Below are 19,881 nucleotides of genomic sequence, written 5' to 3' on the forward strand. Positions count from 1 at the left end.
CCGCCATTCTATACCATGATTTTGCAAATATCGTTGGTGAACTGTACAGGATCATTAACCTGCAAGCCCTCGATCAGCAGCGCCTGATTGTAGAGCAGGTTCGTGTAAAGGCCCAGCTTCTCCTGATCCCCTTCGGCAGCAGCCTTCAAGGACTTGAAGACGTCGTGGTTAATATTGATTTCCAGTACCTTATCCGCCTGTACCTCTTGTCCGTTCGGCATCGCTTTGAGGATTTTTTCCATCTCGATGGTCAGCTCGCCTTCCGTGGACAGGCAGACCGGATGACTTTTCAGCCGTTTGGAGGCTTTGACTGCCTTCACTTTGCCGGACAAAATACCCTGCATCGCGTCGAACAGCCCTTTGTTCTCGTTTTCCTCTTCTTCCGAAGGTTTGTCAGCTGCATCTGCTTCAATCCCAAGATCACCGCTGGATACATTTTTGAATTCTTTTTCCTTATAGCTCATGATCATCTTGATCGCGAACTCATCGATATCATCAGTGAAATAGAGCATTTCATAGCCCTTGTCCAACACCATTTCAGTCTGCGGCAGCTTCTCGATCCGCTCAACCGATTCCCCGGAAGCATAATAGATATATTTCTGGTCTTCCGGCATTCTTTCCACGTATTCAGCCAGCGTAACCAGCTTCTTCTCCTTGGAGGAGTGGAACATCAGCAGGTCCTGGAGGGTTTCTTTTTCCATGCCATAGTCATTGTAGACTCCGAATTTAAGCTGTCTGCCAAAAGACTTGTAGAATGTCTCGTATTTCTCTCTTTCATCCTTCAGCAGGCTCAGGAGCTGGCTCTTAATCTTGCTCTTGATGTTCTTGGCAATCAGGGTCAGCTGGCGGTCATGCTGCAGCAGCTCTCTGGAGATATTGAGCGACAGATCCTCGGAATCGACCATCCCTTTGACAAAGCTGAAGTAATCCGGCAGCAGATCCCCGCATTTGTTCATAATCAGCACGCCGTTGGAGTACAGTTCAAGACCTTTTTCATACTCCTTGGTGTAATAATCAAACGGTGTATTTTCCGGAATGAACAGGATCGCATTATAGACTACAGCACCATCGGCACTGATATGGATATGCTTCAGCGGTTTATCGAAGCCGTAGCGTTTTTCGGCATAGAAGTTGTCATAGTCCTCTGTAGTCAGCTCGTTTTTGTTCTTGCGCCAGATCGGCACCATGCTGTTTACAGTCTGCTCTTCTTTGGTTTCCTCGAACTCGCCTTCGCTGCCTTCCTTAGGCTTACTGCCGGTAATATCCATCTTGATCGGGAAACGGATAAAGTCAGAATATTTCTTGATGATGGATTTCAGGCGATATTCTTCCAGGAACTCATCGTAGTTGTCTTCTTCACTGTTCTCTTTAATCTTCAAAATAATCTCGGTGCCGACAGCATCCTTCTCGAACGGTTCGATCGTATATCCATCCGCGCCCTGGGACTCCCATTTGTACGCCTGGTCGCTGCCCAGCGCCTTGCTGATTACAGTAACATCGTCCGCTACCATAAATGCAGAGTAGAACCCGACACCGAACTGGCCGATAATATTGTGACCGTCCTTCGACTCATTGTCCTTTTTGAATGCAAAAGAGCCGCTGTTCGCGATAATCCCCAGATTGTTCTCCAATTCTTCCTGCGTCATCCCGATCCCTGTATCAGAGATGGTCAACGTGCGGCTGTCCTTGTCGGCAGTGACTTTAATGAAATAATCCTCTTTATTGAACACCAGCGCATCGTCTGCCAGCGCTTTGTAATAGATTTTATCAATGGCATCGCTTGCGTTGGAGATCAGCTCCCGCAGGAAAATTTCCCGCTGTGTATAAATGGAGTTAATCATCATCTCTAGTAGTCTCTTCGATTCGGCTTTAAACTCTTTTTTGGCCATGAATAAAATAATCTCCTTTCAAAAATAACTCTTCTGTTTGCTCTCTGGAAATTAGCACTCCACTCGAATGAGTGCTAACACTTCCTTTTATATACCATATTCTCGTTTTTGATGTCAATATCTTGCTGCATACTATTTAGATTGAACTTATAATTCTTTTATTTTGGGATTGGCCGTGACTCCAGAGAATGTTTGGACTTCCGGCCGCTGTTAGGTTTGGATTTCTTGAATTAACCACGAATCGCAGTAGAAATCCAAACCTAAAGGCGGACGCTGTCGCTCCTCCAGTTCCAAAATTCCCCTCCGCCACTTTTCCCTAAATGTAATTCTCAAGTTCAATCTATATAGCCCATTAAAAATCCACTTAACTGTCGTTCATCCGAGCATTTCACAGCGCTACCGTCTTCGCCTTTGCATCTGCCAGCAGCATCTGAATCAGCGATTGCAGCGGCAGTGATTTCCACTTCTTGGGATGCAGCAGCAGCTGCAGATCGAAATGAATTTCCGGATGGGCAAAAGACAGCTCCGACAGGTTCCCCCGCTCGATCTCCTCCTCGGCGACGATTCTTGGCAGCAAGGCAATGCCCAGCCCGTTGCGCACGCAACGCTTGATCGCCTCCAGATTCGACAGCTCAAAGCCGATGCGGAACACAATCCCATGCTCCCGCAGCAGATTCTCGAACAGGCTGCGGTAAATGCAGCTCTCCTCGGAAACGATCAGCTCACAATTGTTCAGATCCTGCAGTGTCACGTCCGCAAGTTGGGCCAGAGGATGGGTTGCAGGTGCAACAAGCACCAGCGGCTCATCTCTGATGATCGTCCGCTCAAGCACGGAGTCGGTGGCATTCCGGTCCAGCATTAAGCCGATGTCCACTTCACCGTCCCGGATCTTCGCCACCAGATTGGCTTCCTGCTCGGTCTGCAGATGAATGTTCAGTCCCGGAAAAGTCGTGCGCAACTGCTGCAGGAACGGCGGCAAATAAAACGCAGCCAAGGAATCAATGGTCCCGATCGTCAGCGTCCCGCCGATTTGTTGAGCGATCGTCTCCTTGGAACGGTCATACAAATCCAGAATCTCCACGAACAGCTTCAACAGCTCTTCTCCAGGTGGAGTCAGGCGCAGCGCACGTCCATGCCGCTCTATGAGTGGAACCCCGTATTCCTTCTCTATCTTCTGAATCTGCATCGTCACACTGGACTGCGCGTAGCCCAGCTCTTCAGCCGCGCGGGTAAAGCTCTGCCGTTTCGCGACTTCGCGGAAGGTCCGCATATATGTTAAATCCATATCCTCACCCTAACATCAATATTATTGATAACCCACATCATTTATTATAGCTAACGCCGATGGAATATTCCATGCTACAGTAAGATAAAAGGATTTCAACATTTTGGAGGACGATATTCATGTTAACAGAAGAACAGATTTATGGAATCTATGTTCCCGTGGTAACCCCGTTCAATGCAGCTGGCGAGATTGATCTGGAATCATATCAGCGTTATGTGAACAACATCATCAAGAACAATATTCATGGTCTGGTCGTCAATGGAACCACTGGAGAATCGCCGACAGTCAACATACAGGAATTACAGACTCTCGTGGATGCATCACGGGAATTATTGAAATCGAGCCCGGTCCCGCTGGTGGTCGGCACAGGCACTAACGATACGGCCTCCACTATAGCCCGCACTGAGCTGGCTGCCAATTCAGGTGCTGATGCTGTGCTCGTGGTCGTCCCTTATTACAGCCGCCCTTCCCAGCAAGGCATTATTGAGCACTTCCGCAAAGCCGCCGAGGTGGGCATTCCGGTCATCGCCTATGATATCCCGGGCCGCGCCGGAGTCGGTATGTCGGTCGATACAGCACGCACCATCCTTGAGATGAATAACGTAGTAGGTTTAAAAGACTGCTCCGGCTCTCCGCTGCTAGTCTCCGAGCTGTCCCGGCTGGGATCGAAGCCGGTGCTGTGCGGCGACGACCTGCAGTTCCTGCATATGCTGGGCTGCGGAGCCGCCGGGGGCATGCTGGCCTCGGCCAACGTGCATACCGCGAAGTTCCTCGGTATCTACGAGCAGTTCAAAGCCGGGCAGACTGCTGAAGCTACAGCAGCGTTCGACCAGCTGCTGCCGCTGATGAAGCTGCTCTTCAAGGAGTCCAATCCGGCTCCGATCAAATGGCTGCTTAGCGCCTACGGAGAGATTTCCTCTGATACGCTCCGCTTGCCGATGACCTCGATCAGCTCTGAGCTTCGTGAGGAACTAGGGGCTTATCTGGCCGGATAACACCTGAATCCATAACCGGATATTTACGCATAACAACAACCACTACGGTACAGTCACAGACTATCCAAGGCGGTTGTTGTTATGTCTACCATTTTCAGCGTAGTCTAGGTATTATTAACTTTCCGCTGCAACCGGGTTAACCGCAAAAATAGAATGAATGTTGCCTTCCGGATCTGCGAAGAAACCCGTGGTATGCCCCCAAGACATCGACTTCGGTGCAGTGATCCCTGTAGCCCCTTTTGAAATAAGCTCCTCATACATCGTATGGACAGCCTCCGGTGAATCACATTCGAAGTTAATCTCGAAGGCTTGCCCTTTACGCTCTTCTATAAAGGAATAATGACCGTTTGTGTTATCCGCCATCAATGGTATTGAACAAATCGCAAGGCGAATGCCGCCATTCACAAATAACTGTTTTATAATGCTTTAACCATAATCTTCAATCAATGCTATTTTTCCATTTTTAATTTCAAATGCCGACTTCCCTTTTAGTTGAAGTGTATCTCCAGTCTTTAATCCATTAGGTAAATCAACAGCCAGTATTGCTTCATAATCAATTTGTATTTCTACTCTGTCATCTACAGCGCTGTAATGGGTAATGGTCTGACGACGATTAGAGAAAACCTGTAAAGACTTTTCTGCCAGTTCTTTAAACTCTTGAATTCCCCTGGTCTCTGTCGTGATTTCACCATTGGAAAAATCTTTAAACAAAGTCTCAGCATCTAAAAGTCTAACCATGCCCTCGACATCAAACGCATTGTAGGCCTCAACATAAGTATCAATGATTGCTTGGTTTTCTCCACTAATCAAAGTCATACTCCTCTCTTAGATTGTACGCTATCCATATTCTTCAGGATGGATAGTTTCACCTTTATTTGCTGTCTCGTGAAGCTTCTGAACCGGATAGCTAGCTGCCTTTACTCTTCGATACCAATAAAAAGCGGAAGTCATGGCTGAAATAAAGCCCTAGACTACCGCTTTTTTATGTAACTGACGAGACTCGCAAGCTTAACAACAAATTTACTCAGCTTCACTTAGAACCATCTTTAAAATGAAAATGTTCATGGTGGATCCCGTCCATACCAACCAATTTACCACTCTTTTTATGATAGTATGCGAAGCTATAATTTATCGGCATTCGAAGTAATTGATAATTATCAACGACGAAAATTCCCCAGACAAATTCATCTATCACATACCTCACCTCTCTTACTGCAGTTTAGCCTACAGCTTCGGAAAACAGAACTCATAACGCACAAAAAACAGCCTCCCGCTCAGGGAAGGCTGCAGTCTAATCTATAAGCATCCGTTTATTGCGATCTGCCCGCTTTGGCTGCAGGTCTGCCGCCTGGGCGGCTGCTGTGGTTGTTACCGGGTCTGCCGCCTTGGCTGCCGGCAGGTCTGCTGTTCTGTCCGGTACCAGCCCGTTCGCCAGGTCTGCCGCTATAGCCGCCTGGGCGGCTGCTAGCACTTGCTCCGCTGCCGTTTCCTCCGCTTGCTCTGCCGCTAGAACCAGCTCCACCGGCCGAAGCGCTCCCGGGTCTTGCACCCGCTCCTGCTTGATGAGCCGATTCCCCGTTCAGTCTGCTGCCCTGGCCGCTGTTCTTGCTTCCGCCGGAAGTGCTGCCTGAACGGTTGCCCTGTGTGAACCATTCCGACTTTGGCTTGCGCGCCGGATTGGTCTTCGCCTTGGCTGCCGGCTTCGCCGGAGCTTTTGCCGGGCGTTCATTCAGCAGAGCCTGTGCGCTCTTAGACATCGGATACGCATGGTCCTTAACTTCAGGTATCGTCTTGCCGATCAGCTTCTGAATATCCTTGAGGTACGGGATCTCTTCGGCCTCACAAAGAGAAATGGCGATTCCGCTCATACCGGCACGGCCTGTACGGCCGATACGGTGGACATAAGTTTCCGGAATATTCGGCAGGTTGAAGTTGATGACATGCGACAGCTCGTCAATATCAATTCCCCGGGCGGCAATGTCTGTAGCAACAAGCACGCGGGTAGCTCCGCTTTTGAAGTTACGCAGCGCATTTTGCCGGTCATTCTGGGATTTGTTGCCGTGAATCGCTTGAGCAGTAATATTAATCCGCGTCAAATCACGGGTAACCCGGTCAGCACCACGTTTGGTGCGGGTAAAGACCAGTGCCGAGACAATCGATTTGTCCTGAAGAAGGCGGTTTAATTGATTCTGCTTGTTGCCGTTCTCCAGCAGATAGATCGACTGCTCGATTCTGTCCACGGTGGAGGAAACTGGCGTAATCTCGATTTTCACCGGATTCACCAGCAGAGTTTTGATCAAATTCGAAATTTCTGTCGGCATCGTAGCCGAGAAAAATAATGTTTGTTTTTTGCTTGGCATTTTGGCGATAATCCGCTTCACATCATGAATGAAGCCCATGTCCAGCATGCGGTCCGCTTCATCCAGTACAAGAATCTGCACATACTGCAGATCAACATGCTTCTGGGTAATCAGGTCGATGAGCCGCCCTGGCGTGGCAATCAGGATATCCGCGCCCTGGCTTAATGCCCGCTCCTGAGCTTTTTGCGATACACCGCCAACAATAGCTGTTGAACGGATACTGGTGAATTTGCTGTAGGCCTGGATATTTTCCGAGATTTGCAGTGCAAGCTCTCTAGTCGGTGTGAGAATCAGCGAACGAATCCGGCGTCTGCCGCCGGTTGCAGAAGGCTGCTGGCTTAGCAGCTGAATAATCGGCAAGGAAAAAGCGGCTGTTTTGCCTGTTCCGGTCTGTGCGCAGCCGAGAACATCTCTGCCGGCCAAAGCCGCGGGAATGGACTCCTCCTGAATGGGGGTGGGTGATGTATAATTTTCTTGGCTTAACGCCTTGAGGATCGCTGGGATCAAATTCAGATCATTAAAAGTCATGTTGTCTCCTTAATTTTAAATACATATATTATCAATCAGGTAACTGCTGTACCTTGTTTGCAGCGTCTCCACATAGCGCTCATCAAAGTCATAACACATAATGATAACACAAATTGAACAATAAGAGAAACATCAGCAGAAATTTTTATGTTAGTCCTAGTGTAACCACCGTCCATTCCTTTCACGCCTCTTGTTCCATCAGCAAAGCAGCGTTGTTCAGATTTGGTTTAGATTGCTGGTGTACAGTAATCATGCAAATCACAAATGACGCAAAGGAGCGCTTTGAATTATGGGTAAAAAAAGAACAGCAAATCCATCATTATGCACATTCCCCAACTGTTCAGCGAGACATTATGCAAAGGGCTATTGCAAGAAGCACTATAGCAATGAATGGTATAAAAACCGCGCCGCCGCCAAACTCAGCCAGACTTTGCTCGAAGAACGCACTCCGTAGGAACCATCGTAAACACTGTAGTTATAACAAAATAACCACTTCCTCATCTCACTTACCCACTACCCTCAACTCCAAGTATCATCCTAAACGCATAAAATAACAGAACATAAAAAAGCGGAGGATCGCTCCTCCGCGTCTTGACCTGCTATAAATAAATACTAATCTACAATTTCAGCTGTGTCGCCGTTGTTGGCACCTGCAGCATTGGCTTCGTCGGTGTCGATATGCATATCAAGCGCAAAATTGTCCGATACGCGGGCAAGAACATTTTCCAGTACCAGGCCGCGTTCGCCGCCCAAACGTACTTTTAGAAGCTGCTTGTCGGCGATGCCCCAAGCTTCTGCTTGAGAAGTGTGGAAGTGAATGTGACGTGCAGCAATAATTACGCCAGTCTCCAGTTCTACTTCACCGGCTGGTCCCTTAAGGGTAATGCCCGGTGTACCTTCGATATGTCCGGATTCACGGACAGGTGCTTTCACGCCGAGGCTGAAAGAATCTGTGCGGGAAATCTCCAGCTGTGATGCCGGACGGACAGGTCCTAGAATTCTTACTTTGTCGAATTTACCTTTGGTGCCGATCACTGCTACTTGCTCGTTAGCTGCGAATTGTCCGGTTTGGGAGAGCGGTTTGAACTCAGTCAGTTGATAACCTGCGCCAAACAACGCTTCCACATGCTCTTGCGTAAGGTGAATATGTCTAGCCGACACACCTACGGGTACAGTCTTGCTCATTGTAAAGTCACTCCTTGTATTTTCTCTAGTATCTGTACAAGCCACTGAATATTATACCTCTTATTACCCAAAAATAAAAAGACCCTCTGCACAATGAAAGTCCTTTTTTCGACATTTTGAGATTTCGAAGCTGGATTGTCACGATTTTGTCATGATCTGTTATTTTATGGTATTTTATGGTCGTTTAGTTTTGACGGCAAATGTAGGCTTAAAAAACTCCAAGCATTTTCGTACAGCCACCCCTTCACTTGATCCTCCGGATAGTAGCGGAGCAGCAGCTCAGCAAACTCGGCGTATTTTCCAGGATGCTCGAGTCCCTCTACCCAGGCATCGATCCCGTCAAAATCGGAACCAAACATCAGCTGCCTTGTGCCGCCCAAGCTGCAGACGTGATCGATATGCTTTAGAAGATCATCCGCTTTGGCATCTCCTCCATTTTTAACAAACCAAGGAACAAAGGTAAGTCCCATCCGGCCGTCCATGGCAATCAACGCTCTGATCTGTTCATCACTCAGATTGCGAGGATGGCCGCACACAGCTGCCACGTTGGAGTGGGAGGCAATAAACGGGCGCTTGCTCCGCTCCGCCAACTCCCAGAAGCCTGCTGGGGCCAAATGAGACACATCCAGCAGCATGCCGCTGCTGTTACACCACTCGATCAGCTCCCGGCCTTTTTCGGTAAATCCTCCATTCCGCTGTTCGAGTACACCATCTGCAGCCCAGTTCGCATAATTCCAGGTGACTCCAAGGAAGCGCACCCCGAGATCGAAGCACAACTGAGCATAGAATAGCTTCCCCTCCAGACCGTCTACGCCTTCCAGAGACAGCAGCCCCCATCTGGGGGGCACTCTAACCAGTTCCACTGCTTCCTCCTTCCAGCGCAGCCACTGAAGGCCTCCTGAGCCTAGTACTTTGCCCTGGAATAGTTCAATTTGTCCCAGCACACTTTCAAAACTAGGTCTTCCCCTAACCGTAGACAGATAAATCGCAAAAACTTGCAGGCCGACGCCACCCGCTGCAAGCCGTTCTGCAGTTACATCAAGCCGGCTGTCCTTGTCGAAATTAAGATGGGGGGAAGCCTGCAGTTTGCTCAGAACATCACAATGGAAATCCGCCACCCGTAGTTGCTCCGCTCTTCCCATGAGATCGGCCTCACTTTCTTACTTGTCATCCAGTTTCCGCGCCACATCGCATCCAGCGCTCCTGATTATAGTTTATGCAGAGGATGACCCGCTCTTCACCTGAACAGCAAAAAACCTGTTTACATAGGTAAACAGGCTCATCCCGTAAGTTCTAACATTCATTAATTATCTAGGCTCTACAATGAGTTTAATCGCCGTCCGATCCTCTCCATCAATCACTATGTCAGTAAAGGCTGGAATGCAGATCAAGTCGACACCGCTTGGCGCGACAAATCCCCGGGCGATGGCAACTGCTTTGACTGCTTGGTTCAGTGCTCCTGCTCCAATAGCTTGTAGCTCGGCCGATCCACGTTCACGAAGAACACCCGCTAGTGCGCCGGCAACGGAATTCGGATTGGATTTAGCTGATACTTTTAATACATCCATAGTAAGTACCTCCCCTGGGAAAATGATGGTGTTCTTCCACTACTGTAGATGTTATTCGCGAGAGAAGAAATAATTCCTTCTTTTTGCGGACTACTCCGGAGAAAATGATACAAAAGTTACTCTTTTTCGATATAAAAAATATCACACTTTACCCCAAATCAGCGATTATTCCCGAAAAGCCTAATTCCTTGGTGCCCTCATTAACTCATTACCCATTCATCTTCACGCAGCCGAATCTTCTCCAGACGTGTTGCCTTGCCCGTAGCCTCGTCAATCTCTGCGAATAAACCGTGCAATTGCCATTTACCTTCGTCAACTACAAATCTGGCCGGAAGCTGGGTGGTGAACTTATAGAGGACCGCATCCTTTTCCATACCCAAAATCCCTTCTCTTGAACCAACCATGCCGGCATCCGTCAGATAAGCAGTGCCTCCCGGCAGGATAACATCGTCATTGCTCTGCACATGTGTATGGGTTCCTACAACAATGGAAGCATGCCCGTCCATAAAATAGCCCATAGCGATCTTCTCGGAAGTAGCCTCGGCGTGGAAATCCACCAGAATACACTTGTGATTCCGGCGCAGCTCGTCCACAATCTCTTCGCCCACCCGAAACGGATCATCAATCGCCGGCAAAAAGGTCCGTCCTTGCAAATTGACAATCGCCAGCTCTTTGCCATTGCCTTTAATAATCGTATATCCTCTGCCAGGTGTTCCTGCAGGGAAATTAGCCGGACGGATGATCCGGGCCTCGTCGTCGATAAATTCGAAGATGTCCTTGTTATCCCATGTATGATTGCCCATTGTAATGCCATGAACGCCCCAGTTGAAAAATTCATTGGCAATAGCGGAAGTAATACCTCTTCCCGCTGCGGCATTTTCTCCGTTCGCAATGATTATATGCGGCTGGTATTTATTCTTCAGCGAAGGCAGCATTTCACGCAGCGCTTTTCTGCCGGTGTTGCCTACAATATCACCTATAAATAAAACTTTAATGTCGTTCTCCTCCTAAAAGTTTAGTGGGTTAACCCGTACAGAATGTTCTTCGTACACATCCGGCTTCGAAAGCATATATTCTGTATGAAAGAAAAAAGGCCCCGCAGGGGGGCCGATTTCCTTGCTTATTTAGCGTATTCAACAGCCCGTGTCTCGCGGATTACGGTAACCTTGATATGACCCGGATAATCCAGTTCACTCTCGATCATCTTCGTAATGTCGCGGGCCAGACGGAATGCTTCCGCATCGTCGATCTTCTCAGGCTGCACCATCACACGAACCTCACGGCCTGCTTGAATGGCGTAGGACTTCTCGACGCCGTCGAAGCTTTCGGAGATTTCCTCCAGCTTTTCCAGACGTTTGATATACGTTTCCAGTGTCTCACGGCGTGCGCCAGGGCGTGCAGCCGACAAGGCGTCAGCAGCTCCAACCAGCATGGCAATAACCGAAGTAGCTTCGCAGTCACCGTGATGGGACGCGATACTATTGATAACAACCGGATGCTCCTTGTATTTCTTCGCCAGTTCGACGCCAATCTCGACGTGCGAACCTTCCACTTCATGATCCAGCGCTTTGCCGATATCATGCAGCAGACCGGCACGTTTAGCAAGCACGATGTCTTCCCCAAGCTCACCGGCCATAAGTCCAGTCAAATAAGCAACCTCCATGGAGTGCTTGAGTACATTTTGACCGTAGCTCGTACGGAATTTCAGACGGCCCAGAATTTTGATCAGATCCGGATGCAATCCGTGAACGCCAACCTCGAAGGTAGCCTGTTCCCCGTATTCGCGAATCCGCTCATCCACTTCTTTGCGGGATTTCTCCACCATCTCTTCAATCCGTGCCGGATGGATACGTCCATCAGCGACCAGCTTCTCAAGTGCCGTACGGGCCACTTCGCGGCGAATCGGATCAAAGCCCGACAAAATAACAGCTTCCGGCGTATCATCAATAATGAGATCAATACCAGTAAGAGTTTCCAGTGCACGGATGTTGCGGCCTTCACGGCCGATAATCCGGCCCTTCATTTCTTCATTCGGCAATGTAACTACTGACACGGTTGTTTCCGCCACATGATCAGCTGCGCAGCGCTGAATAGCCAGTGTAATGATTTCGCGGGCTTTCTTGTCCGCTTCCTCTTTGGCCTGCTGTTCAATTTCCTTAATCATCTGTGCGGTCTCGTGGCGAACTTCCTGTTCTACATTGCTAAGAATGATACTTCTGGCATCATCGATGCTCAAATTGGAAATACGTTCCAGTTCAGTGACCTGGTTCTTGTAAATTACATCAATTTGCTGTTGTGTTTCGTCAATTCGTTTCTCTTTGTTAGCTACTTGTTCTTCTTTTCGTTCAAGCGATTCCATTTTTTTATCCAGTGATTCTTCCTTTTGCAGCAAACGTCTCTCTTGCCGTTGGATTTCATTCCGACGTTCACGAGTTTCTTTCTCAGCTTCAGTACGGATTCTGTGGACTTCGTCCTTAGCTTCGAGTACCGTTTCCTTCTTCAGCGCCTCCGCCTCTTTCTTCGCGTTCTCCACGATGACTACGGCTTCTTTCTCTGCGCTTGAAATCTTAGCTTCTGCAAGGGATTTACGAATAAAATAACCGAATCCAAAGAATAATGCAGCTACAACGAGAACGATTATGACCCAGATTGCAGTTACCATCTGTTCACCTCCTCGTTGGTTCCTCCAAGGGAAATGCCTTGGGAATTGTGCAGTTGTTAAACTATCCGTTCATCACCATACAAAAAACCGGTAATACACCGATTGCCATACTGCACATGCTGCACATGCACACTGCCCGCCTTATCCGGCGATTACATTTCATATGAGTTGTACGCGAACCGGTTCATAAGAGTCTGCTTTTTGGGAAGGAAAAAGGATTCTTAGTTTATGCCGATTCATGTTATATTTTATTATTTATAAAAAGACCTTGTCAAGAGAGTCGATAACCGCATTTAAGTCAAGAGAATCAGTCAGGGAAGTAAATCTCCTCTTCTTCACCCTCAAAATCCTCTTCCTGGCGTAAAACATTCAGTACCTGCCGTACCATTTCACCGGAATATCCGCGCCTCATGAGGAAGGCTCCGGTCTTTCTGCGCTTGTCATTAACGTCTCCGCGAATCAGATTCCATTTCTTGCGCCCTGTCTGCAGAGCACTCTCCAGTTCCTGTTCCGGAGGGATATTCTCCAGCGCTTCCGAGATCAGCGACTTGTCGATTCCTTTCTCCCGCAGCTCCTGACGGATCCATAGCTTGCCCTTACGCTGATTTGCAATGCGTTGTTCCGCCCACTGCTTGGCATACAAGGGATCATCAAGGAAACGCTCCTGCTGCAACCGCAGCAGCACCTCGGCGATAATAGTCTCTCCGATTTCTTTCTCGCGTAAACGACGGGCCATTTCCTGAGACGTCCGAGGCTTGCGTTCCAAATACCGCAGTCCCTCTACATAAGCACGCTGCCGTTCATCCGCAACAACAATTTCCACCAGATCTTCCTTCATGAACGAACTGCCGGTAATCATCCGATATTTAATCATGACATCTTCATGAACAGTCATGTTATATGCGCCGAAATGAATAATGTAACGGTGATCGGACTTCTTTTGCCGCTCTACCCGTGTGATGACAAGCAGCTCACCTTCAGGGAAATTGTCCAGCGGTTGTTCTTCCTGTTCTTCCGGTTCAGGGTTCAATTGTATTACCATGGCTGTCTGTCACCTCATAGCTATTGATTCTTATATTCTTCTGATCTTATGAAAAAGCGCCCTGTTAAGATCATTCACAGGGCGCCTATTACCTTATATAATATTCACTTCAATTTATTCGATTTCGAGCAGCAAGTTTTCTTCTTCCTCTTGCTCTGCAGCAATCTCGGTTTCACTCGGAGCCGCTACAATCGTCGACAAATTGCTGGCTTCACGAATCTTATTCTCAATTACCAGAGCAATGTCCTGATGCTCTTTCAGGAACTGCTTGGAATTCTCACGACCTTGGCCCAAACGTTCACCCTCGTAGGAATACCAGGCACCGCTCTTGTTCACGATATCCATTTCCGTACCGATATCAACAAGGCTTCCCTCTCTAGAGATACCCTCACCGTACATGATATCAACGTCAGCCTGCTTGAACGGAGGTGCAACCTTGTTCTTCACGACTTTGATCTTCGTACGGTTACCGACAACATCATTTCCCATCTTGATGCTCTCTACGCGGCGCACATCAAGCCGAACGGAAGAGTAGAATTTCAATGCCCGGCCGCCTGGAGTTGTTTCCGGGTTACCGAACATAACGCCGATTTTCTCACGCAGCTGGTTAATGAAGATGGCAATCGTATTAGACTTGTTGATCGCTCCAGACAGTTTACGTAAAGCTTGAGACATCAGACGTGCCTGCAAACCAACGTGCGAATCTCCCATATCGCCTTCAATTTCCGCTTTCGGTACCAATGCCGCTACGGAGTCCACGACAATAATGTCTACTGCGCCACTGCGGACGAGCGCTTCGGCGATTTCCAGTGCCTGTTCGCCTGTATCCGGCTGGGAGAGCAGCAGCTCATCAATGTTTACGCCGAGAGCATTAGCATACTTAGGGTCAAGCGCATGCTCTGCATCGATGAAAGCAGCTTGTCCACCAAGCTTCTGCACTTCTGCAATCGCATGTAGAGCAACAGTCGTCTTACCGGAAGATTCCGGTCCGTATACTTCAATAATGCGTCCTTTAGGAAGTCCGCCAATACCTAATGCAATATCAAGTGCCAAGGAGCCGCTAGGTACGACTTCGACTTTCATATGCGAGGATTCTCCCAGTTTCATGATCGAACCTTTACCGAATTGTTTTTCTATTTGACGAAGCGCCATATCAAGCGCTGCACGACGATCTGACAATCAGACCACTTCCTTCACTGTTTATAGTAATATAATAACGTGTTTTGGAGGTCTTGCCAAGCTTTTTTTCGAACATACATTCGTTTTTTTTGTCTTCCGGGAGAATACTCCCTTTTATTGTAAGCCTCCTTCCGGATGTTGAATTCAATACAAATCCTTCAGTCACCGGAAATCAACGGCCTATGCTCGCAGGAGCTCCGCTGTAGTCCGCGGCGCCGCATAAAACAAAAAACCGCAGCAGAGAGTTCTCAGTGCTACGGTTCTTCCGTATATACAATTATATACCCTCTTAGCAGGTTATTGCAAGGCTGATCCATCCAGCGGAGTAGCCACCTTGCGCTCCTCCAGCCTGCGCCAGAGACGGTATAATAGCGCTTTGACTGAACGCAGCCGGATGTTCTCGCGCGTCCCTTTGAGATTGAGCTCATACACCTCAGTCTTTTGCCCCCGTTCCGCTAAGCCGACATAGACAAGCCCTACCGGCTTGCGTTCGGAATAGCCGGGACCGGCAACGCCTGTAACCGATAACCCGAAATCACTGTCCCCTATCATTCTTACCTGTTCCGCCAGCACCTCAGCGACTTCGCGGCTGACCGCTCCGGCAGCATCAGGACCCTCGAGAAGAGCAGCAGGCACATTCAGCAGCTTCTTCTTCAGCTCATTGGAATAGCAAACTATACCTCCATTGAACATGGATGCGCTGCCCGGAATATTCGTGATGCTCTCCATCAGCAAACCGCCTGTACAGCTCTCTGCGGCGCTTAAGGTCAGTCCGGCATCTGCCATCCAATCGACAATAAGCTGTTCCAGCGGCACATCTATATTGGCATACATATGCTCCGGCAGAATATCCTTGATTGTCTTCTCCAGCACGTCCAGCTTCTCCATGGCACTGTGTTCAGAAGTCGCTTTGGTAGAGATACGGACCGTCACTTCCCCTTCCTTGGCATAAGGAGCGATAGTTGGATCAGTCTGACTCCGGATCAGATCGATCAATTTGTCCTCCAGCAGCGACTCGCCGATGCCGGCAAATTTGAGCATTTTGGAGTAAATCGGCATTTCGTCTGTCAGCGCGTGCTGCAGCAGCCATGGCTTAGCCTTGTCCGTAAACATCGGCTTCATCTCGCGCGGCGGGCCTGGAAGCACGATATAATACTTCTCTTCATGGGCAAACGCGATGCCGACAGCAAGGCCGATTTCATTGGAAAGCGGCGTAGTTCCTTCAATAATAAGTGCCTGCTTACGGTTGTTCTCTGTCATCACAATCTTTCGGTCATCAAAAAAACGCTGTACATGATCCATCGCAAGCTGGTCGATATGAAGCGAACGGCCCAGCGTTAACGCCAGTGCGTCTTTGGTCAGGTCATCTTCGGTCGGACCGATTCCACCAGTGAACAAAATGACATTCGCACGGCTCTTTGCAATCTCTATCGCTTCCTGAATACGGCCGCTGTTATCTCCGACCACAGTTTGAAAATAAACATCAATTCCCATCGCGGCCAGCTCTACAGATAAGAACTGGGCATTGCTGTTCACGATTTGTCCAAGTAAAAGCTCCGTTCCGACGGCAATAATTTCCGCTTTCATAGCTGGCTTTCTCCTCCTGGTTATAGAGTGGATGCGTTATTAAGTTCTAAGCATCATGAAGCTGCAGCAAATCCTTGTTCTTCACGAAATAATCAATCCCCGAGTAAATAGTGATGAGCGCAGCAGCCCAAATGGCAATATCATCAAGAGGAATACTGACGAACTGGAAGGGAAAGTTGTTGAGCAGCAGAAGTGAAATGGCGACAATCTGCACGACTGTCTTTATCTTGCCCCATTTGCTGGCGGCAACCACTTTGCCTTCGAGCAGCGCTACCTGGCGCAGCCCGGTTACGGCGAACTCACGGCTGATAATCACAATGGCGATCCATGAATCGCATCTTCCCAGCTCAACCAGAGAAATCAGCACCGCAGAAACCAGCAGCTTATCCGCCAGCGGGTCGAGCAGCTTGCCGAGGTTAGTGACCATGTTATATTTCCGGGCTATATAGCCGTCTATACCGTCCGTGCTGGCCGCGAGCAGAAAGATTACAGCCGCGATCAGATGATTAATTGAAAGCTGGAACGAGCCCCAATGTAAAGGCTCAGGATAAAATCTGAAATCCACCAGCAAAAAAAACATCATAATCGGGATAAGGCAAATGCGGGCTAGCGTGATGCGGTTGGGCAAATTCACTGAAGTTCCTCCCCTGATCGTTACGAATCCGAAATTCCACTATTTTCTTCAAAACTGCTTAAGCAAGTATATTATAGCCATATGTACGTGTCAAAAAAACAGAAAGCACCCCGCAAAAATGGTGCGTAAGCACTGCGGGGCACAAAAGCTTACTTTAAATTGTTAAACTGCAAATCCAGCGGCAAATCGGCTTTGCGCAAAATCTGAATAATTTGCTGCAAATCATCGCGGCTTTTGCCAGTAACGCGGATTTGATCTCCCTGAATCTGACTCTTCACCTTCAGCTTGGAATCCCGGATCAGAATATTGATTTTCTTGGCGTTTTCCTGATCGATTCCCTGCTTGAGGCCAAGACGCTGGCGCACTGTCCCAAGGGAAGCCGGTTCGACTTTTCCGAAATCCAGATTCTTGAGGGTAATCCCACGTTTGACCATCTTGGATTGCAAAATATCAATGACTGCGCCCAGCTTATACTCGTCCTCTGAGGCGATTATAAGTGCATCCTTTTCCAGCTTCAGGCTGCTTTTGCTGTTCTTGAAGTCAAACCGGTTATCAATCTCCTTCTCGGTCTGGTGAACAGCATTGGTCAATTCCTGCATATCCATTTTGGATACAATGTCAAATGAACTTTCCGAACTCATGAATCCACGTCCTTTGCTAACAATTATTCTGCTCCTATTATATGAGAAAGGGCTTCTTAAGTCTAATTATGGCAAGAATAAGACACCCGCACCCCCGCATGCAAAACAGCCCCACAGATGTGGAGCCAAGTGCAGGCCTTTGATAAACAAAGGCTAAAAACACGCCCCCCGGCAATAACAGCAGCCGGGAGACGTTCATACAGCGGCTTTATCTGCTACGAGCGGGAGCCCGAAACATATCCAGGATCCCCAGCACAATATGTGCCAGTCCGAAGCCAAGAATTCCATAGCCCCAGGCGCTCGGTGTCAAGTAATAACCGAGGAGACTGACGATAATGCCCAGCCCTGTTACAATCCAGCTAACGGTCATGAGAGTATACACCTCACTTTGGCGTAAGAACTGTAAATCACTCTTAGATTCTCCAAAAAGCCAAAGTCTATACGTGGATACCTTTATTGACCTGAATTGCTATTCTGGCTAGTAGCGCTGTCCTGCGGCTCATCTGTGTTTCCAGGTTCACTGTCGGCTGAAGTGCCCTCATCCAGTTCAAGCAGAATGCGGGAGGAGGTTTTGCCGTCAGTGATCACTTGTCCGTTAACAGTAATATTTGTAGCCGGTGAGTAACCGGATTTAATATAGATCCCTTCACTGCCGAGTGTAAAGCTCTTATTCTCGCCGGCCGCAGTGTTGCCAAAGCTGAGCTTCTCACCTTTGGAATTCTCACCCTTGTAAACTTCAAGCCAGCTTACACCGGTTGCCGCAATCTCAACCTGCACAGCGCTTCCGGAAGGAGCAGTAACTTTGTAAATCGTCGTTTTGCCCGATTTACGGTCCTGTGTGACCGTAACCGCCTGAGCGCTTGGTGAAGGAACCGGTGTAGCCGTCGGAGCCACAGTAGCCGTTGCAGTCGCTTCAGGGCTGCCTGCTGATTCCGAAGGAGACACCACTCCGCCCCCGACCGCTGTCGGGGAAGGCTGATTCTTAGAAGGATCCTTTTGTTCGTTGGTCAAATTCTCGGGAGCAGCATTTTCAGGATCAGCTTTGTTCATATTCGAAGAAGCGTACAAATAAATTACTACAATAATCAATATGGGGAAGGTCCACATGAGGACTGTCGGAAGCCACTTCGCATTCCGTTCCGTTTCAGGTCTGCGGCTGCGCTTCTGAATCACGGTCTCCATCGTTGTTGTTTCTACAGGGGCAGCCGGGACATTGCCATGCTCCTCCATGAGCTCGTCCGGGTTCACACCCACTGCCTCAGCGTAGGTTTTGATAAACGCCCGAACATAGAAGCTCCCGGGAAGCACTTTATAGTCACCCGCCTCGATGGCTTCTAAATATTTTTTTCGAATCTTTGTTACTTCCTGGACATCGTCAAGACTCATCCCTTTTTGCAGACGAGCCTCCTTCAAATGCCGGCCCAGTTCCGACATGCCATCACCTCCTAAAAGTTTTGTCAGCATTTGCTTTCTTGAAGAGCTTCGTACAAAACCCGCTTCGAAAGCATCCGCTTTGTTTTATATTCTAAAGATCATCACTGTAGCTTGTCGTAAACGACTCGTACAATATCTCTTCGTTCGGCATATTGCGCAGCTCAATAATGATATCAAAATCATCAAAGGTATACTCGGATTCCCGCACAAAAATATCCGGATGTTCAATTACTTTTGTGCTGGGCATGCTCATCACATTCTGAAGCAGATTGTAATGCTTCTCATTGGAGCGGATCGTGCTTACAATCCCGTCAATAATAAAGACATTATGAGGGTTCATCTCATCCTCAGCCAGCTGGCTGCGGACCGTTTGCCGCAAAAGCGTCGAGGAAACAAATGTCCAGCGCTTCATGGCGCAGACACTGCCGGCGATAATAGACTCCGTCTTGCCGACGCGGGGCATTCCCCGTAGTCCTATAACCTGATTCCCATCCCTTTTAAACAGTTCACCGAGGAAATCCACAAGCAGTCCCAGCTCATCCCGCGTAAAACGGAACGTCTTGCGGTCATCCGAATCGCGGTCAATATATCGTCCATGCCGGACAGCCAGCTTATCCACAAGCCGTGGAGAACGCAGCGCCGTAACCGTAATGTTATCTACTTTTTTGAGCATTTCACCCATCAGCATAATTTTCTCATCATCGTTTGTTTCCAGGAGCATTCCGCGCGTCTTGCCTTCCACACCGTTGATGGTCAGGATGTTGACTTCAAGCATTCCGAGCATAGAAGCGATATCTCCAAGCAGACCAGGTCTGTTCTTATGTATCTTGTACTCCATATACCATTGTTTATATTCCACTTGTTACACCTCATAGATTCCTTTTCCCTGCAC

The 19,881-nt window shown here is 48.5% G+C and carries 19 protein-coding genes and 1 pseudogene; 2 read left to right on the forward strand and 18 right to left on the reverse strand.

Going from position 1 to position 19,881, the window contains the following annotated elements:
• Positions 1-8: 8 nt before the first annotated feature.
• Positions 9-1,889 carry a molecular chaperone HtpG gene (gene htpG, locus NSS79_RS19875; RefSeq protein ID WP_342435836.1) on the reverse strand — a complete coding sequence of 627 codons (1,881 nt, stop codon included), beginning with the start codon at positions 1,887-1,889 and terminating at the stop codon, positions 9-11.
• A gap of 388 nt (positions 1,890-2,277) precedes the next feature.
• The gene (locus NSS79_RS19880; protein WP_342435837.1) at positions 2,278-3,174 is read right to left on the reverse strand and encodes a LysR family transcriptional regulator; all 897 of its coding nucleotides are present in this window, start codon (positions 3,172-3,174) and stop codon (positions 2,278-2,280) included.
• 119 nt (positions 3,175-3,293) lie between these two features.
• Here NSS79_RS19880 and dapA point away from each other — a divergent pair, with 119 nt between their 5' ends.
• Positions 3,294-4,169 (forward strand): 4-hydroxy-tetrahydrodipicolinate synthase, encoded by an 876-nt coding sequence (gene dapA / locus NSS79_RS19885; protein ID WP_038593308.1) that lies wholly within the window; start codon positions 3,294-3,296, stop codon positions 4,167-4,169.
• A gap of 114 nt (positions 4,170-4,283) precedes the next feature.
• On the opposite strand, the gene NSS79_RS19890 is transcribed toward dapA, so the two are convergent.
• The 3 genes and pseudogenes from NSS79_RS19890 to NSS79_RS19900 form a co-directional block, all read right to left on the reverse strand.
• Positions 4,284-4,574, reverse strand: a complete 291-nt coding sequence (locus NSS79_RS19890; RefSeq protein ID WP_342435838.1) for a VOC family protein — start codon at positions 4,572-4,574, stop codon at positions 4,284-4,286.
• A 21-nt stretch (positions 4,575-4,595) separates the two neighbouring features.
• Positions 4,596-4,979 carry a nuclear transport factor 2 family protein gene (locus NSS79_RS19895; protein ID WP_342435839.1) on the reverse strand — a complete coding sequence of 128 codons (384 nt, stop codon included), beginning with the start codon at positions 4,977-4,979 and terminating at the stop codon, positions 4,596-4,598.
• Positions 4,980-5,920: 941 nt separating this feature from the next.
• A pseudogene (locus NSS79_RS19900) lies at positions 5,921-7,057 on the reverse strand (DEAD/DEAH box helicase); the annotation flags it as partial.
• 289 nt (positions 7,058-7,346) lie between these two features.
• Between NSS79_RS19900 and NSS79_RS19905 the strand changes: the two are divergent.
• Complete coding sequence (locus tag NSS79_RS19905) at positions 7,347-7,511, forward strand: hypothetical protein (protein ID WP_156130910.1); 165 nt, start codon at positions 7,347-7,349, stop codon at positions 7,509-7,511.
• Positions 7,512-7,669: 158 nt separating this feature from the next.
• Here the strand turns inward: NSS79_RS19905 and NSS79_RS19910 are convergent, their stop codons facing one another.
• The 13 genes from NSS79_RS19910 to NSS79_RS19970 all read right to left on the reverse strand — a co-directional run bounded on the left by NSS79_RS19910 (position 7,670) and on the right by NSS79_RS19970 (position 19,848).
• Entirely contained in the window at positions 7,670-8,242 is a 573-nt protein-coding gene (locus NSS79_RS19910; protein ID WP_342435840.1) for a phosphate propanoyltransferase, read from the reverse strand.
• A 164-nt stretch (positions 8,243-8,406) separates the two neighbouring features.
• Complete coding sequence (locus NSS79_RS19915; protein ID WP_342435841.1) at positions 8,407-9,384, reverse strand: membrane dipeptidase; 978 nt, start codon at positions 9,382-9,384, stop codon at positions 8,407-8,409.
• A 165-nt stretch (positions 9,385-9,549) separates the two neighbouring features.
• Positions 9,550-9,810, reverse strand: a complete 261-nt coding sequence (locus tag NSS79_RS19920; RefSeq protein ID WP_019910496.1) for a stage V sporulation protein S — start codon at positions 9,808-9,810, stop codon at positions 9,550-9,552.
• A gap of 200 nt (positions 9,811-10,010) precedes the next feature.
• On the reverse strand, positions 10,011-10,805 hold the full coding sequence (locus NSS79_RS19925) for a TIGR00282 family metallophosphoesterase (protein ID WP_342440409.1): 795 nt from the start codon (positions 10,803-10,805) through the stop codon (positions 10,011-10,013).
• A 125-nt stretch (positions 10,806-10,930) separates the two neighbouring features.
• Complete coding sequence (gene rny / locus NSS79_RS19930) at positions 10,931-12,472, reverse strand: ribonuclease Y (RefSeq protein ID WP_038593326.1); 1,542 nt, start codon at positions 12,470-12,472, stop codon at positions 10,931-10,933.
• Between the two features lie 307 nt (positions 12,473-12,779).
• A complete protein-coding gene (locus NSS79_RS19935) occupies positions 12,780-13,514 on the reverse strand; it encodes a RecX family transcriptional regulator (RefSeq protein ID WP_342435842.1) in 735 nt (244 codons plus the stop codon).
• Positions 13,515-13,628: 114 nt separating this feature from the next.
• Positions 13,629-14,693 (reverse strand): recombinase RecA, encoded by a 1,065-nt coding sequence (recA, locus tag NSS79_RS19940; RefSeq protein ID WP_038593331.1) that lies wholly within the window; start codon positions 14,691-14,693, stop codon positions 13,629-13,631.
• Positions 14,694-14,990: 297 nt separating this feature from the next.
• Positions 14,991-16,280 carry a competence/damage-inducible protein A gene (locus NSS79_RS19945; RefSeq protein ID WP_342435843.1) on the reverse strand — a complete coding sequence of 430 codons (1,290 nt, stop codon included), beginning with the start codon at positions 16,278-16,280 and terminating at the stop codon, positions 14,991-14,993.
• A gap of 46 nt (positions 16,281-16,326) precedes the next feature.
• Positions 16,327-16,914, reverse strand: coding sequence for a CDP-diacylglycerol--glycerol-3-phosphate 3-phosphatidyltransferase (gene pgsA / locus NSS79_RS19950; RefSeq protein WP_038593337.1), 588 nt, complete (start codon positions 16,912-16,914; stop codon positions 16,327-16,329).
• Positions 16,915-17,063: 149 nt separating this feature from the next.
• Positions 17,064-17,555 carry a YajQ family cyclic di-GMP-binding protein gene (locus NSS79_RS19955; RefSeq protein ID WP_342435844.1) on the reverse strand — a complete coding sequence of 164 codons (492 nt, stop codon included), beginning with the start codon at positions 17,553-17,555 and terminating at the stop codon, positions 17,064-17,066.
• Between the two features lie 208 nt (positions 17,556-17,763).
• Positions 17,764-17,925 (reverse strand): hypothetical protein, encoded by a 162-nt coding sequence (locus NSS79_RS19960; protein ID WP_167347618.1) that lies wholly within the window; start codon positions 17,923-17,925, stop codon positions 17,764-17,766.
• An 83-nt stretch (positions 17,926-18,008) separates the two neighbouring features.
• Entirely contained in the window at positions 18,009-18,989 is a 981-nt protein-coding gene (locus NSS79_RS19965) for a RodZ domain-containing protein (protein ID WP_342435845.1), read from the reverse strand.
• 91 nt (positions 18,990-19,080) lie between these two features.
• Positions 19,081-19,848: a DUF3388 domain-containing protein gene (locus NSS79_RS19970; protein ID WP_342435846.1), complete on the reverse strand. Its 768-nt coding sequence runs from the start codon at positions 19,846-19,848 to the stop codon at positions 19,081-19,083.
• Positions 19,849-19,881 lie beyond the last annotated feature (33 nt).

The organism is Paenibacillus sp. FSL L8-0436, assembly GCF_038593025.1.
In the GTDB taxonomy this organism is placed as follows: Bacteria; Bacillota; Bacilli; order Paenibacillales; family Paenibacillaceae; genus Paenibacillus_AQ.